The sequence below is a fragment of the uncultured Streptococcus sp. genome (genome assembly GCF_963525625.1).
In the GTDB taxonomy this organism is placed as follows: domain Bacteria; phylum Bacillota; class Bacilli; order Lactobacillales; family Streptococcaceae; genus Streptococcus.
In genome coordinates, this window is record NZ_CAURLD010000005.1 from 20842 (window position 1) to 35996 (window position 15155).

The window sequence follows — 15155 nt, forward strand, 5'->3', positions numbered from 1 at the left end:
TTCTTTAGCTCTTATAAGCTTTCATAAAGCTCCTGCATACTAGCATCATCAGGTACCAATCTCAGGTAAGAAGCAGCAGACTTTTTAGCTTCTTCGAATCTGCCTAGTTCTCGCAAAAGATAGACATACTGCTCTAGAAACTCTGGATTATCTTGCAATTCACGAGCCAGTTGATCATAGAGTTCCTCTGCTTTTTCCAGATTTTCCAAAGCCTGATAAGCACGCGCCAGATTCCAGCGGGTCAAGGCGTTATCGACTTCTTGCTCTGCAAATTCTAAAATCTCCTCATAGCGCTCCTGTTCCAAGTAAAGAGTAGTCAATCGCAAGGCAATCTCTTCCAAATCATCCGCATCTTCCTGAGCCTGCAAGAGATAATGTTCGGCCGCTTCCTCATCATGAAGTTCATAAGAAAGTTGCGAGGCTAAAAGCAAGAGCCGAGTCTCAAAAGGATTCTTAGCCAAGCCCTGCTGGGCAAGGGTCAGGGCTTCAGCCGTCCTGTGCTCTCCATGAAGAGATAGGGCATAGCCATATTCGTAGCCTTCAAAATCTGGCGACAAAGTATCCAGCTGCTTGAAGTAAAGATTGGCCTTCTGGTATTCTTCCTGATCCGCTAATATAGTTGCCAGCTCATAAACCGCCGCATCGTCATACTCCAGCTCAACAGCTTTCTCCAAAAACTCAATGGCCGCTGCAAATTTTCCAAGACTGGCATAGCAGACCCCAATCCGCTGATAGGTTGAGACACCTGTCTGCTCAAAGATTGTACGATTGTCTAGCTGGGCGTATTCCTTAATCGCCTGAGAAAAATCCCCCAGCTCCATATCTATCTCAGCCAGACCAAAGGTTACCAAAGGCTCATCAGTCAGCTCTGCTGCCTGAGCTAATTTTTCACGAGCCACATCAGGCAGTCCCTCTAGCTGATAGAGGTCAGCCTTAGCCAGGAGAGCAGCAACATACCAGTCACTGCCTTGTTGAATCTCCTCCAGATAGGTAAAGGCCTGCTCCAAGTCCCCATCATCGCTGGCAATAGCTGCCAGACTGATATAAGAAGCTGGATAGTCAGGGGCCAACTTTTCAAAAATACGCTTGGCCTGAGGGAAAAAGCCGATACTCTCTAAGTAATCGGCCAAATCCAATAATTCTTCTTCGCTGTCTGTAGTCAGGGCTTGCTCGAAATAGCGGTCAGCCAGAGCTAGGTCCTGCTCCTGTAAAGCTGCCAACATTTGCTCACTCTTGCTCACTGATTTCTCCTTCTTGTTCAAAATCGGCTTCGTAAAGGCCACTTACTTTCTGATACCACTTAAAGATAGCCGCAATAGCTACCTTGGCTGAAGCATAGGCAGGAATTCCCAGGAAAACGCCCCAAATCCCAAACATGGTGCCAGAAGTCAATAATACGAATAAAATCGTAATCGGATGAATGCTGAGCTGACTGCCCAAGACCAGAGGAGAAACAAAACGCCCCTCAATAGTCTGCTCAACGATGAAAACGACAATGACTTTAGCCAACATCACCGGACCGCCAGCAATCAAACCGATTACCAGAGCCGGAAGCATGGCCAAAAAGCTGCCCAGATAAGGTACCAGATTGAGAACGCCCGCAATTACTCCAAGAGTGACACCATAGCGAAGGCCAATAATCTTGAAGAAAACAATAAACATCAGAGCTACAATGATAGCAACCGTCACCTGACCGCGCACATAGTTGGCCAGCTGGCTGTTGATATCCGTCATCACTTGACCAAAGGAAGCGCGGAATTTAGTCGGCAGAAACTGGGTCACATAGCCTTTCAGATTTTTCCCGTCTCTCAGCAGGTAAAAAAGGATAAACGGCATGATGATAATAGCCACGACAATCTGCGAAGTTGTACTGATTAAGTTACCCGCCCAATTGACTGCCCGCGATGAAAAATTGCTGGCCCAATCGGTAATCTGGCTAGACAGATTGCTAGTGTATTCCTCAATCTGCGGCTTGAAATCTGCCGAAATATACTTAGTCACGACATCGTCTATGAACTTGTCAGCCTGCTTCAGATAAGCCGGAACATTTCTAACAAAGGCCATGACCTGATGCTGCAAACTAGGAATAGCAACAGCCAAGCCCCAGATAATCAAAAAAGCAATTAAAACAAAGACAATGGTAATAGCAACCAGTCGATTAATCTTGTGCTTTTCCATCCAGTCGACGATGGGATTTAACAAATAATAAAGCAGGCCAGCTAAAATAACCGGCAGCATGATTACTCCCAAAAATTCAATGACTGGGCTAAAAATAAAACTGATTTTACTAAGTATAAAAATATTCAGTCCCATCAAAAGGGTTACTAGAAATACTGTAATGGCCTTGTTATCTAAAAACCATTTAAAAAACCAGGATAGGCTAAAATCTTTTTCTTTATGCTCCATATTCTCCTCCTTTAACTCGTCATTTCATTGTAACATTTTTCAGAGAAAAATTCTCTGTTCAGCTATAGAGAAAAGCAAAAAAAGAGAGGAGCCAGAAGACTTGTATTTTTCGCAAAATACAGCATCTGACTTCTCTCTTCAGCTTCTGCAGGGCCAGCTAGAATACAAGGCTATTTTTCAACAGCCGGCAGAGAAATGCTAAAGCGCATCTTCCGCCCATCAACGGCTTCAAACTGATATCGCAGACCATGCTTGTCCAAAATCTGCTGAACAATAAAGAGTCCCAGACCAGTTCCGCCATCCTTGCGATTGCGACTGTAGTCTGGCCGGTAGAAAGGCTGAAAAATCTGCTGGATTTGGTCTTTGTTTAAGACTCGTTCTGCTTCATTTTCAATGACTAGCTTACGCTCTTCCAGTCTGAGTAGAATCTGTCCACCTTCTACTGTATAATGAAAAGCATTGTCCAGAAGATTCTTGATAGCCTTGAGCAGATAGGTGCGGTTCCCCTTGACCTTCGCTTCTGCCAGCTCAACCTGAAAATGGTAGTGTCTGACATCTGATAAAACTCGATAGGTGCTCAGATTTTCCTCCAAGACCTGCTTGAGTGAAAAGACTTCCTGTTCAGTTTCAGTCTTCATCTCCAGTTTAGAAATGGCTAAGATAGACTGGACTAACTCCGACTGCTCCTCTAGAATTTCTCGGCACTTCTGCAAGTACTTGTCTCGATCCTTGAACTCTCCTACTCCATAGATCATGCCATCGACCATCCCCATCATGCTGGTAATGGGGGTCTTAAGCTCATGCGATGTCATCCGCAAAAACTCAGCCTTTTCCCGCTCGCTTTCTGCTACCTTTTCATTTTCTAGGCGCAGAGCCTCTATACTGGTCAGTAGATTAGCATAGAGATGATTGATGTCTTGGGCCAGTTCAGCAATCTCATCACGCCCCTTGACCTGACAGGTCACATCTGGAGCCAGACTCGTCATTTGACGGGTGCTCTTAGAGATGGCTTTGATCCGCTGACTGGAAGTCCGGCTATAGAGATAGGCAGCCAGACCACCTAGACTCAGAGACACAAGCAAGACAAATGGATAGAGATTGAGCAAAATCCGACTAGCATCAGAAACAGGCTGTAAGGAATATTCGCCTCTCAGGACAACTTCTTTACCATCTGAAGTTCGAAAACTTTCTGATAAACTCTTGCTCTCATAGTCGCTGTTGGCAATCGTTGGAACGATGGTCAGCTGCAGAGAACTTTCATCACCAGCATCGAGTGAGGGATAGAGAATCGTATTGTCTTTCGCCAGCAAGGTAAACCAAATCAGATTGCTCTTTTTACTATAATCACTCAAGAGCTCGCCGATTTCCTGACTGGACTTTCCCTTGACTTGCTTGGAAACTTGGTCAAATTCTCTCTTAGCTTCTCCACTCTTAACCTGCTGATAATATACCGGCATGGCAAAGTAAAGACTGGCTAGAACGATAGTCACCACCACGAAAATGATGGACGAGGTCAAGAGAAAGTTCTTTTTGACAATTTTCACTTGTCTTCTCCTCCAAGCTGGTAGCCCATACCCGTAATGGTTTTCAGCGGCACACCCGGAATCTTTTTACGGATGTTCTTGATATGATTATCCAGTACCCGGCTATCCAGCTCACTGTAACCCCAAATGGTATTCATGAGCTGATCACGGGTCACCAAGTGGCCCTTCCTCTTAGCCAGAGCTTGCAAGATTTCATATTCTTTCTTGGTCAGAGGCATCTTTTCGCCCTGCCAGTAAACCGTGCAGTCATCAATCGAAACCGTCAAATCTCCAACAGCAATCTCTGAAGCAACAGTATTTCTGCGCAGAATATTCTCAATCCGTTTGACCAAGATTAGCGGTGAAAAAGGCTTAGTTACATAATCACTGATGAGATGGTTAAAGCTGACCAGCTGGGTATACTCGTCATCAAGTGCTGTCAAGATCATGACCGGAATCTGAGAAGTCTTGCGGATTTCCTTCAGTACTTCCAGACCGCTCTTGGTCGGCAGCATCATATCTAAGATGACCAGATCAAAGGGTTCTTCTTCAAAAGCCTGCAAAGCATCGCCACCATCAAATACTGGCCTTACCTCATACTGACTTTCCTTTAAAAACTCGCAAATCACTTGATTAATCGTCGTATCATCTTCCACCACTAGAATCTTGTGCATACTTAGATTTTTCTCCTTTACCTATTCAAATCGCAGGGCCTCAATTGGATCCAGCTTGGATGCTTTCACAGCTGGCAGGAGCCCAAATACTACTCCTATTATACAACAAAAGATCAAACTTACAAAGACAGAAAAGAGGGATAGAATATACGGATAAGCCAGAGACTGAGTGATGGCAAAGCCAGAGGCAATACCAGCCACCACGCCAATAATTCCTCCCATCAGAGTTAGGATAACTGCCTCAATCAGGAACTGCTTGAGAATGATCTTCCGTCTAGCTCCCAGAGCCTTTTTAATCCCGATTTCACGAGTCCGTTCTGTCACTGATACCAGCATGATATTCATAACACCGATACCACCGACTAGGAGAGAGATGCTGGCAATACCTGCTAGCAAGACGAAGTTAGACTTGTTGAGATTGTCCAGTTGCCGTTCAAATTCCTGCAGGTTGAGCACACCAAACATATAGTCCGACGGTGGCATTTGCTGATTGAGATAATCACTGACCTTCTTGGCCACCTTCTTCAAATCATCAGCCTTGTGGGTTTGGACAGTCACTTCTGGACTGACATTAATGGTATCAAAAATCCGATGCCACTGCTGCAAGGGAATATAGGCCACCTTTTCCGCACCAGCTGTTAAACCACTCTGCTCAGTCGACTCAAACACGCCAATGACCTTAAAGGGATTGCCCAAGACTTCAACATATTTGCCGATACCATCACCCTTTGGAAAAAGACTATCATAAAGCGACTTTTCCAGATAGGTCACCTGCTCTTGATTTTTAAAGGCTTCTGAGTCAAATCCTTCACCTTCCAGCAGACGTTGCTGCTTGATGTCAGCGGCTGTCTGCGAAACTGCCTGAATCTTCCCAGACGACTTTTGGCTCAGGTAGTAAATCTTCTCATCTGTACCATAGGTCAGCAGAGCATTCTTTACCCCAGAGATTTCCTTAATCTTACTCAGCACATCCTCTCCCATAAAGGGAATATAAGAAGGTTTCTGAGCTTGAGATTTCTCTGGAATGGTTGGATCGATGGAGCTTTTCTTGTCATAGACGACCTTGATTGTGTTATTGTTGCCGCCGATGAGCTGACGCTTGGTATTTTCCGTATTTCCCTCAATGATAGAAAAAATAGCAATGATAGCGCCTATCCCGATGATAATCCCCAACATGGTCAGCATAGAGCGCATTTTATGCGACAAGATTGAATTCAGAGCTACAAAAATATCTTCCATACAGCTTCCTTTCTATCCTATCGCTTTGCTCTCTATATTACCGTCCCGCAGGATAACCGTCTGCTTGCAGAGTTGAGCTACTTCCGGCTCATGGGTAATGATGACAATGGTCTTACCCTCATCATTAAACTGCTTGAAAAGATCCATAATCTGCACACTGGTCTTGGTATCCAGGGCCCCCGTTGGTTCGTCCCCAAGGATGAAGCTAGGGTTGGTTACCAAGGCTCGTGCAATGGCTACCCGCTGTTTCTGACCACCGGACAGCTCCATAGGCTTGAAATCACTTCTTTCTTCCAGCCCGACCAATCGCAGCATTTCCAGTGCCCGCTCCCGTCTCTCTTTTTTAGGAATTTTCATGTAAGTCAGAGGCAGTTCCACATTTTGACAGGCCGTCAGCTTGGGCATAAGGTTAAAATTTTGAAAAACAAAGCCAATCTTCTGATTGCGCAAATCGGACAGCTGATTGTCAGACAGCTCAGACACATCGGTCCCTTCAATATGATAAGTCCCCGAACTTGCCTTATCAAGACAGCCGATAATGTTCATCAGTGTTGACTTACCAGAACCAGACGGTCCCATGATAGCCAGAAAATCCCCCTCTTTCACATGCAGATCAATTCCTTTCAAAATTGGAAATTCCTGACTGCCCTGTTGATAAGATTTGTGGATATCCTTAAGCTTTAACATGCTGTCCTACCTCCATCCCTTCTTCCATACCTGCTCTTGGGGTCGAAATGGTATCTTGCATAGTCAAACCTTCTGTAATCTCCACCAAACGGTCAGAAACTTTCTTGGTCTTGACTTCCTGCATTTTCAGAGTCTTGCCCTCTACCTTCCAGACATAGGTCTTGCCATTTTTACTGAAAGTATAGGCCTTATTGACAACTACCTTTCCTGCCTCGGGAGCATTCTCCACGATGTTGACATAGGAATGGGAGCCCACCAGTGGCATTTCACCACCTTGATCCAGCTCAACAGTATAAGGATACTTACCTTGGTTGGGATTTTCCTGTTGCTTATTCCCACCATTATTATTGGAAGTATTTTCTGCTGTCAGGCTGCCGACCTGAGTTACTGTACCACTCCAGCGTTTCTTAGGATCCTTGCGATCCACCACTTCCACTTTCTGGCCAACACTCAGCTTCTCACGGTCAAATTCACTGACAGTCCCTTTGACCAGAGTTTTAGACTTGTCCATAATCTCAATAAAGTTTTCTTCTTCCTTTTTGGCCTTGGACTGATTGGGCAAATCTTCATTCATAGCGGTAATCGTTCCTGCTGTATCGGCAGTCACAGTATCATACTTCATTCGATCTGATTCTGTCTGAGCTGTCACCTGAGCCTTTTCAGCCTCAATCTGAGCTGTTGTTACTTCATTATCCGCAGTCTTGGCATCGCTCAGCGCCTGAGCCAGCTCGTCTTCAGCAGACTTAATCTGCTCCAGCAATGACTCATCCTGACTGGAATTGTATTTGTCTTTGAGAGCATTGAGACTGGCCAACTTGCGATTATAAGTTTCCCATTTAATCGCAGCGCTGTTTTGAGCCGCTGTAATGCCATTAGCCTTGGACTGAGCATCATATTGAGCCGACTGGGCTGTCAATTGCTGCTCTGTCGCATAGGAAAAGAGCGGCTGCCCTTGTGTAACAGTATCGCCATTTTTGACAAATACTTCCTTGACTTCCCCCTTAGAAGGGTCAATCTTGACCTTACTGCTATTGTTGGCAACTACTTCCCCAGATAAAACCAGGCTTGTTTTTTTACTGTTATTGACAGCTTCTTGGACCGTCAGCGAATCAATCGTCTTATCTACCATTTTCATGGCCTGTTGTTGATTGATCTGTCTAAAATACAGATAGCCTCCCAGTCCAGCACAAGCAAGAATGACCGTGCTGCCCAATAGAATGGTCTTACGATTCATTTTTTTTCTTCGAAACATATTGCCTCCAACCTACATGTTTTAACCTTTATTCAGCTTCTGAGCTAGATCCTGATCCATCTTCTGGAATTTCTTCACCATCTGCTGGGATTTGGATAACATTTCCATCAGGCATTGTGTATTCTGTCACTTCTTTGCCATCGACTGTCTTGGTCTTCTTATCAACAGCATCCTTCTGGAAGTCCACTTGTTTCCCGTCCTTAATTTCTGAGTTATCTGCTTCTTTATTTCCGCATGCGGCTAAAAAGAATCCTGACATTCCGATAAGAGCAACGAGCATAGCAATTTTTTTAACGTTCATTTGATTTCTCCTTTGTTTATCAAGCAGGAAGTTTGTTTCTTCCTGACAGTAATTGTTTTTTTGAACAATTCTATTCTAACAAAGCCATCTATCCCCTTCCTACCCACTATCTGTTTTTTATCTATTTTTTCAAAACCAATACTATTCTTTTGAAAATCAGGCAAATCTTCCGCTCTAAGCCCTATCTTCTGCTTTTATGATATAATAGTAGCAAGCAATCTAAATATATACGAGGTAATATCATGACACAAACGGTTTACTTTGGAACCTATACTCGCAGAGATTCCAAGGGAATTTACAAAGCAGATTTTAATTCTAAGAAAGGAACTTTAGAAAACTTGACCTTGCTTGCTGAAGAGCCTAGTCCAACCTACCTAGCCTTTGATAAGGCTGAACATCTCTATTCTGTCGGAGCAAAGGACGGACAGGGAGGTATTGCAGCCTTTGACCAGGCCGGTCAGCTCCTCAACCATGTCGTTGAAGAAGGGGCTCCGCTCTGCTATGTCGCAGTAGACGAAGAGCGTGACTTGGTTTACGGTGCCAATTATCATAAGGGGCAAGTCTTGGTCTACAGACGACTGGCTGATAGCAGACTGGAACTGGCTGACTCAGCTATCCATCAAGGTCAAGGACCGCATGCCAACCAAGCTTCAGCCCACGTCCACTATGCTGACCTTACACCAGATCAATACCTGATCACCTGCGACTTGGGAACTGATGAAGTAACCACTTATGATGTTGCTGAAGACGGAAAGATTACTTCTCTGGATACCTACAAGTGTGCCACTGGAGCTGGTGCCCGCCATATCGTTTTCCACCATCATTATAAAATCGCATATTTGATCTGTGAGCTTAATTCTACTATTGAAGTCCTAATTTACGATGGAGTCGGCCATTTTGAACACTTGCAAACTGTCTCCACCTTGCCAGAGGACTTTGAAGGAGCCAATGGAACTGCTGCTATCCGTCTGTCTGCTGATGGCAAGTTCCTCTACGGTTCCAACCGTGGTCATGACTCTCTTGCCGTTTACAAAATCTTAGCTGACGGCAGCTTGGAGTTAATCCAGATTGTACCTACCAATGGTCAAAATCCACGAGATTTCAACATCACACCGGATCAAAACCATATCATCGCTGTCCATCAAGACTCTGATAATGCAACTATTTTCAAACGCGATGCAGAGAATGGAAAATTAACAGAAATCTCCCATGATTTCTACGTTCCCGAAGCTGTTTGTGTGACCTTTAAATAAGCAGAATCCTTGTCTTTCTATTAGAAATTTGATTAAATAGTATAAAAAAATACCAAAGAGCAACAACTATGAATCCAGTAGATTTATTTAACCAAGTAAAAGAAATGATTGAAAAGAAAGACTTTGATGGCGCTAAAAAGTTTATCGAAGAAAACAAAGACAAACTCGGTGAATACCTTGATCAAGCTAAAAAATTAGTAGCTGGAAATGAAATGGCCAGCGGTGCTATTGATAAAGTTAAAGGTTTGTTCGACAACTAAGAAAACAAAAACGCTTGAAAAATCAAGCGTTTTTTGTGTATCATTTTTTATATAATCAATGATAAGAAAATTTGTGCTAAGCCTAGAAAAGCTAGATAACCTAACACATCTGTTGCCGTGGTAATGAAAATGGTTGAGGCTAGAGCTGGATCCTGATGCAGTGTCTTGATAATCAGTGGTACAAAGTAACCAAATAGAGCACCACATGCTAGATTGATCATCATAGCCAATACCACAATAACAGACAGATAGAAATTTTGATAGAAGACAAACATGACAATCGCTGCAATCAAGCCTGTAAAGAAACCATTAACCAAAGCTAGCACGATTTCTTTGAGTACTAAATTCCGATCTTCTTTCAAATCTAGTTTCCCCAAGGCAATCCCCTGGATAACCAAAGCAAGTGTCTGAGAGGCAGAATTTCCGCCCATTCCCGTGATAATAGGACTAATCGCTGCTAATGCTACAACTTTTGAAATCGTATCATCAAAGAGCGCAACCGTCGCAGAAGCTAGAAAGGCTGTCACTAGGTTAATCATCAACCAAGGCAAGCGTTTCTTGAGTGATTCGACGAAAGGCCCACCAATTTCTTCACTTTCTTGTACACCACCCATCCGCAAGATATCTTCTTGATACTCTTCCTGCAAAACATCGACGATATCGTCAATTGTGATGATTCCTAGCAATACCTGCCGATGATTGACGACCGGTACGACAGATAAATTATATTTGGCAGAAAGCTGTGCCACTTCCTCTTGGTCAACCTCTGGCTTCACAGTCACTAACTGAGTGTTCATAAATTCGCTGAGTTTCATTTCCGCATCATGAATAAACAAATCACGGATATCAATCCAGCCAACCAGCGAATGATGAGCATCTCTAATAAATAAGGTATCAATAACTTCCGTATTGGGCGAAATTTCCCTCAATTTATTGAGAGTCGCGGAGACAGTTAGATTTTCTTTTAAGGTGATGAATTCTTTCGTCATCAGACCACCAGCTGTCTGAGGATCGTAAGCCAACATAGCTTTCAAATTCTCTTGACTGGCATTTTTCATCATACTTAAGTATTGCTTACGCAAGTCCACACTCAAGTAACCCAAAATATCTACCACATCATCATCTGGCATAAGATAAAAAAGAGTGCTGGTACGTTTGAAAGAAATCGATTGGATAATCTGTCGTTGTAACTCCGGCTCGGCTTCTTTTAAAATCTCTACCAATTGATCATCACTAGCCATTTCCGTAAAGGTTTTAAGAAGATTCCCTTCCTCATCCTCCAAGGCTTCCAAAGAAAGAGCAATATCAATGGGATAGTAATCGTCAAATATCTGATTAAAAACTTCCCTATCCTGTGATAGTAAGACCTGATTTAATAATTCTTCCATTGTGCTCCTCCTTCCACTTTGCTAGTATACCATAAAAGACTGATTTTTATACAAGAAAGCTATAAAATCCTCAGTAAATCACTTACTTTTTCAACCATGTAGTCACAAGGAAACGCAGGGTTCTCTTGATTATGTTTTCCTAAACCTTGTCGAATCCAGATTGTTGTCATTCGTAGCTTTTTAGCAGGAATCATATCATTGTCAATACGATCTCCAACGTAAATAGCTTCCTGTGGAGAAATACCTGCTTTTTCCAAAGCGTATTCAAAAATAGCTAGATCAGGTTTACTGAATCCAACATCAGCAGAACCTACAACTACTCCAAAATAAGAGCCTAGTTCAAATCGTTCTAAACGCTCTGCTAGATTTTCTTGCTGATTGGCAATGATTCCAAGGCGATAAGATTTACTCAATTCTCCCAAAACAGTTGCTACATCTTGAAAGAGAATATCTGTTGTATGATCCCATTTGTGACGTGAAAGAGCACTCGGTGCAAAGAAAGTCCATGACTTCTTAACAGGATCTTTATTTTCCTTAGCAAAAGCTATCATTTTAGCCTCAAATTCCTCAAGAGATAAAGTATGCCCAGTCTCACACAGAACTTCTAAGCAATGCTCTAGGAAAAGATGATAGGTCTCCCTTTCATCAATTAGGGTTGACCCTAAATCAAAAAATATCCATTGTTTCATCTTTCTACCCCAAAAAAGCTAGGACTAAGTCCTAGCTCCTCTTATATCTTGTTAGATTATTTTTTCAAGTTATAGAAAGCTTGAAGACCTTTGTATTGAGCAACTTCACCAAGTTGATCTTCGATACGAAGCAATTGGTTGTATTTAGCAATACGGTCTGTACGTGAAAGTGAACCAGTCTTGATTTGACCTGCGTTAGTTGCAACTGCGATGTCAGCGATTGTTGAATCTTCAGTTTCACCTGAACGGTGTGATACAACGGCAGTGTAACCAGCTTCTTTAGCCATTTCGATAGCGTCGAAAGTTTCAGTAAGAGTACCGATTTGGTTAACTTTGATAAGGATTGAGTTAGCAGCACCTTCTTGGATACCACGTGCAAGGTAGTCAGTGTTTGTTACGAAGAAGTCGTCACCAACAAGTTGTACTTTCTTACCAAGACGTTCAGTAAGAGCTTTCCAACCATCCCAGTCGTTTTCATCCATACCATCTTCGATAGTGATGATTGGGTATTTGTTAACCAATTCTTCAAGGTAGTCGATTTGTTCTGCAGATGTACGAACAGCAGCGCCTTCACCTTCAAATTTAGTGTAGTCGTAAACTTTACGTTCTTTATCGTAGAATTCTGATGAAGCACAGTCAAATCCGATAAATACGTCTTTACCAGGAACATATCCAGCAGCTTCAATCGCAGCAAGGATAGTTTCAACACCGTCTTCAGTTCCTTCGAAACGAGGAGCGAATCCACCTTCGTCACCTACGGCAGTTTCCAAACCACGTGATTTAAGGATTTTCTTAAGAGCGTGGAAGATTTCAGCACCGTAACGAAGAGCTTCTTTAAATGTTGGCGCACCAACTGGCAAGATCATGAACTCTTGGAAAGCGATTGGAGCGTCAGAGTGAGAACCACCGTTGATGATGTTCATCATTGGAGTTGGAAGAACTTTAGTGTTGAATCCACCAAGGTAGCTGTAAAGTGGGATTTCAAGGTAGTCAGCAGCAGCACGAGCTACAGCGATAGACACACCAAGGATTGCGTTTGCACCCAATTTACCTTTGTTAGGAGTACCGTCAAGAGCGATCATAGCACGGTCGATAGCTTGTTGGTCACGTACATCGTAGCCGATGATAGCTTCAGCAATGATGTTGTTTACGTTGTCAACAGCTTTTTGTGTACCAAGACCACCGTAACGAGATTTGTCACCGTCGCGAAGTTCAACTGCTTCGTGTTCACCAGTAGAAGCTCCTGATGGAACCATACCACGTCCGAAAGCACCTGATTCAGTGTAAACTTCTACTTCAAGTGTTGGGTTACCGCGTGAGTCTAGGACTTCGCGAGCGTAAACATCAGTAATAATTGACATTTCTTACTCTCCTTATTATTTAAAATTATTTACTAGTCTATGATACCTCAAAAACGCTTTTTTTTCAAGGAAAAATAGATAATCTAAGCAAATTTGAGAAATTTTGCACAAGAAAACGATTCCAAATTTACTATATAAATGTTTTTCCGGCAAATCAGAAAGAAGATTCGACCTTTTAGAATTTCTCCTTTTATGGTACAATTTTATTATGACTGATATTAATAAAGTAATCATGGAAAAAGCTCAGGGCGGAGTCAAGCTCAACCCTGATGAACAGCGTAGGTTTTTAGGGACTTTTGAGGAGCGAGTGCTGGCTTCTTGCTCCATTGAGCAAGCCAACGACTCTTTCATTCGAAATCATTTCAAAGAAATGCTCAGCAGCATCATGAAAAACTGCCAACCAGTAATTGTCAAAATTTCCCCAGAAGTCGAGTCTGGCAATCAAATCTTTTATCTAAAAACTGCTAAGGAGCTAGGCTGCGAGGCTACTATCGTCTCAGACGATTACCAGTCTTCTCCTTTTGGCCTGATTGTCCATAGCGACCATCTGGTCCAAGTAGATGACAAGGACATGAGCCAACAGTTTGCTAGTCTCCTTCAGCCAGCAGAAAAACCAGTAAAAGAAAAGCGCTCCCTATGGAAAAAATGGTTTGGATAGGATGACAAATTTAGAAAAACTTTTTGCCTTCTTTGAAGCAGAAAATCAGCGTGATTGGCAAACCTATCAGACCTTTCTTTCTGATCATGTTAGCTGGGAATTACAGGATAACACAATCGAAATCATCAAAGGTAAAGCGGACTACCTGACTAAAATTCAAAAAGTCTATCATAAGAACCCCGTCCAGTTTCGTTGCACTTATTATCAGCTTAGTCCCGACCAGAATCGGATTGTGACCATTTTAGAAAATGACTTTGGTAACCTGTCTTGTGACATCTTCTTCTTTGAAAAGGGCATGATTGTCAAAGAAATTGAATATCTACTAAAAAAAGCGGACTAACCGCCTTTTTTCATTTTTAGTAGATGCCCAATATTTCTTGCTGTGCGAATCAAATTTTGCTCCGCTTGCTCTAGAATCCTATCCAAACTATCTGCTCGCGCAATAATCGGAAAAGCTGCCTGGATATTCTCAACTGGGAAATCCGGTAAATCATCAGCCAGGCTACCGCAAATCGCTAGTACAGGGATGCCTTCTGGTGTTCGCCTTGCCACCCCTACTGGTGCCTTGCCCGCCAAAGACTGACGGTCCATCCGCCCTTCACCAACTACGACCAAGTCCGCTTTTTTAACTCTTTCATCAAAATTCAGTAAATCTAGACAGGTTTCAATACCCGAAACGATTTTTCCTCCGGCGAAAGCAACCAGTCCTGCTGCCATTCCGCCTCCAGCCCCAGCTCCATCCATATCAATCACCTGAGGATCAACCAACTGATAGAAGCTTGCCATGGCTTGGTCTACTTGAGAAAATAGGAGAGGAGACAGACCTTTCTGTCCTCCGAAAACAGTTGTCGCACCGTGCGCTCCACAAAGAGGATTGTCAACGTCAGTCAAAATCTCAATCTCAACTTCTTTCAAGAAAGCAGGAACCTGCTCTGCTGATATTCGAGCGACCTTTCCCAAAGACGAGCCAATTGGGCGTAGTCTATGATTGTCCACATCGAAAAATTCATAGCCCAGACCGGCAGCTAATCCAATCCCACCGTCATTGCTGGCCGAACCTCCAACACCAACTAAAATCTTTCTGACACCGTCTTCAGCCAGGTGCAAAATCAATTCTCCCAATCCTTTGGTCTCTATGGCCAAGGGATTTCGTTTTTCCTGAGGAATAGACGCAAGTCCGACCAAATCAGCCATTTCAAAAAGCGCTTGCTGACCGTTTCTAGCATAAGGCATTTTTACCGGATGGCCAAAGGGTCCGGTCACAGTATGATGAAATTCAGCCCAGCCCAAGGCTACTGTCAGCGCAGCCATTGTCCCCTCGCCCCCGTCACCGACTGGCAGCAGGTCAAAGCTAGCATCTGGCAAGGCCTGAGAAAAGCCCGTCTGCAGAGCTTGAGCAACCTGAGCAGCTGACAAACTTTCCTTGAAAGAATCCGGTGCAATTAGAATATGCATGCTTCTCTC

At 43.3% G+C, this 15155-nt stretch carries 17 protein-coding genes; 4 read left to right on the forward strand and 13 right to left on the reverse strand.

What is annotated here, in order from left to right:
* Positions 1-11: 11 nt before the first annotated feature.
* The 9 genes from RYK49_RS03965 to RYK49_RS04005 all read right to left on the reverse strand — a co-directional run bounded on the left by RYK49_RS03965 (position 12) and on the right by RYK49_RS04005 (position 8246).
* The gene (locus RYK49_RS03965) at positions 12-1241 is read right to left on the reverse strand and encodes a tetratricopeptide repeat protein (protein ID WP_314831000.1); all 1230 of its coding nucleotides are present in this window, start codon (positions 1239-1241) and stop codon (positions 12-14) included.
* On the reverse strand, positions 1228-2406 hold the full coding sequence (locus RYK49_RS03970; RefSeq protein ID WP_314864930.1) for an AI-2E family transporter: 1179 nt from the start codon (positions 2404-2406) through the stop codon (positions 1228-1230). Before RYK49_RS03970 ends, RYK49_RS03965 begins: the two co-directional genes overlap by 14 nt.
* A gap of 170 nt (positions 2407-2576) precedes the next feature.
* Positions 2577-3950 (reverse strand): HAMP domain-containing sensor histidine kinase, encoded by a 1374-nt coding sequence (locus RYK49_RS03975; RefSeq protein WP_314830999.1) that lies wholly within the window; start codon positions 3948-3950, stop codon positions 2577-2579.
* A complete protein-coding gene (locus tag RYK49_RS03980) occupies positions 3947-4603 on the reverse strand; it encodes a response regulator transcription factor (RefSeq protein WP_268686529.1) in 657 nt (218 codons plus the stop codon). Before RYK49_RS03980 ends, RYK49_RS03975 begins: the two co-directional genes overlap by 4 nt.
* A 21-nt stretch (positions 4604-4624) precedes the next feature.
* Positions 4625-5842: an ABC transporter permease gene (locus tag RYK49_RS03985; protein ID WP_314864932.1), complete on the reverse strand. Its 1218-nt coding sequence runs from the start codon at positions 5840-5842 to the stop codon at positions 4625-4627.
* A 12-nt stretch (positions 5843-5854) separates the two neighbouring features.
* Positions 5855-6529 carry an ABC transporter ATP-binding protein gene (locus tag RYK49_RS03990; protein ID WP_002895848.1) on the reverse strand — a complete coding sequence of 225 codons (675 nt, stop codon included), beginning with the start codon at positions 6527-6529 and terminating at the stop codon, positions 5855-5857.
* A complete protein-coding gene (locus tag RYK49_RS03995; protein ID WP_314830997.1) occupies positions 6516-7781 on the reverse strand; it encodes an efflux RND transporter periplasmic adaptor subunit in 1266 nt (421 codons plus the stop codon). The genes RYK49_RS03990 and RYK49_RS03995 overlap by 14 nt, the downstream gene beginning before the upstream one ends.
* A gap of 28 nt (positions 7782-7809) precedes the next feature.
* On the reverse strand, positions 7810-8082 hold the full coding sequence (locus RYK49_RS04000; RefSeq protein ID WP_002895853.1) for a hypothetical protein: 273 nt from the start codon (positions 8080-8082) through the stop codon (positions 7810-7812).
* Positions 8079-8246: a preprotein translocase gene (locus RYK49_RS04005; protein ID WP_314830996.1), complete on the reverse strand. Its 168-nt coding sequence runs from the start codon at positions 8244-8246 to the stop codon at positions 8079-8081. Before RYK49_RS04005 ends, RYK49_RS04000 begins: the two co-directional genes overlap by 4 nt.
* Before the next feature lie 78 nt (positions 8247-8324).
* On the opposite strand from RYK49_RS04005, the gene RYK49_RS04010 reads away from it, so the two are divergent.
* Both RYK49_RS04010 and RYK49_RS04015 read left to right on the forward strand, forming a co-directional pair.
* Positions 8325-9335 carry a lactonase family protein gene (locus RYK49_RS04010; RefSeq protein ID WP_314830995.1) on the forward strand — a complete coding sequence of 337 codons (1011 nt, stop codon included), beginning with the start codon at positions 8325-8327 and terminating at the stop codon, positions 9333-9335.
* Positions 9336-9403: 68 nt separating this feature from the next.
* Positions 9404-9595 (forward strand): hypothetical protein, encoded by a 192-nt coding sequence (locus RYK49_RS04015; protein ID WP_002910045.1) that lies wholly within the window; start codon positions 9404-9406, stop codon positions 9593-9595.
* 47 nt (positions 9596-9642) lie between these two features.
* Here RYK49_RS04015 and mgtE read toward each other — a convergent pair whose 3' ends face one another.
* From mgtE to eno, 3 genes are read right to left on the reverse strand one after another with little or no spacing between them, the layout of a single operon-like run.
* Positions 9643-10983, reverse strand: coding sequence for a magnesium transporter (mgtE, locus tag RYK49_RS04020; RefSeq protein WP_314830994.1), 1341 nt, complete (start codon positions 10981-10983; stop codon positions 9643-9645).
* 59 nt (positions 10984-11042) lie between these two features.
* Positions 11043-11672: an HAD-IA family hydrolase gene (locus RYK49_RS04025; RefSeq protein WP_314830993.1), complete on the reverse strand. Its 630-nt coding sequence runs from the start codon at positions 11670-11672 to the stop codon at positions 11043-11045.
* Positions 11673-11728: 56 nt separating this feature from the next.
* A complete protein-coding gene (gene eno, locus RYK49_RS04030; RefSeq protein ID WP_314864934.1) occupies positions 11729-13033 on the reverse strand; it encodes a surface-displayed alpha-enolase in 1305 nt (434 codons plus the stop codon).
* Positions 13034-13241: 208 nt separating this feature from the next.
* Here eno and RYK49_RS04035 point away from each other — a divergent pair, with 208 nt between their 5' ends.
* Both RYK49_RS04035 and RYK49_RS04040 read left to right on the forward strand, forming a co-directional pair.
* Positions 13242-13691 carry a YueI family protein gene (locus RYK49_RS04035; protein WP_314830916.1) on the forward strand — a complete coding sequence of 150 codons (450 nt, stop codon included), beginning with the start codon at positions 13242-13244 and terminating at the stop codon, positions 13689-13691.
* A 1-nt stretch (position 13692) separates the two neighbouring features.
* A complete protein-coding gene (locus tag RYK49_RS04040) occupies positions 13693-14031 on the forward strand; it encodes a nuclear transport factor 2 family protein (RefSeq protein WP_314830915.1) in 339 nt (112 codons plus the stop codon).
* Here the strand turns inward: RYK49_RS04040 and RYK49_RS04045 are convergent.
* Entirely contained in the window at positions 14028-15146 is a 1119-nt protein-coding gene (locus RYK49_RS04045) for a glycerate kinase (protein ID WP_314830914.1), read from the reverse strand. The genes RYK49_RS04040 and RYK49_RS04045 overlap by 4 nt on opposite strands.
* Positions 15147-15155 lie beyond the last annotated feature (9 nt).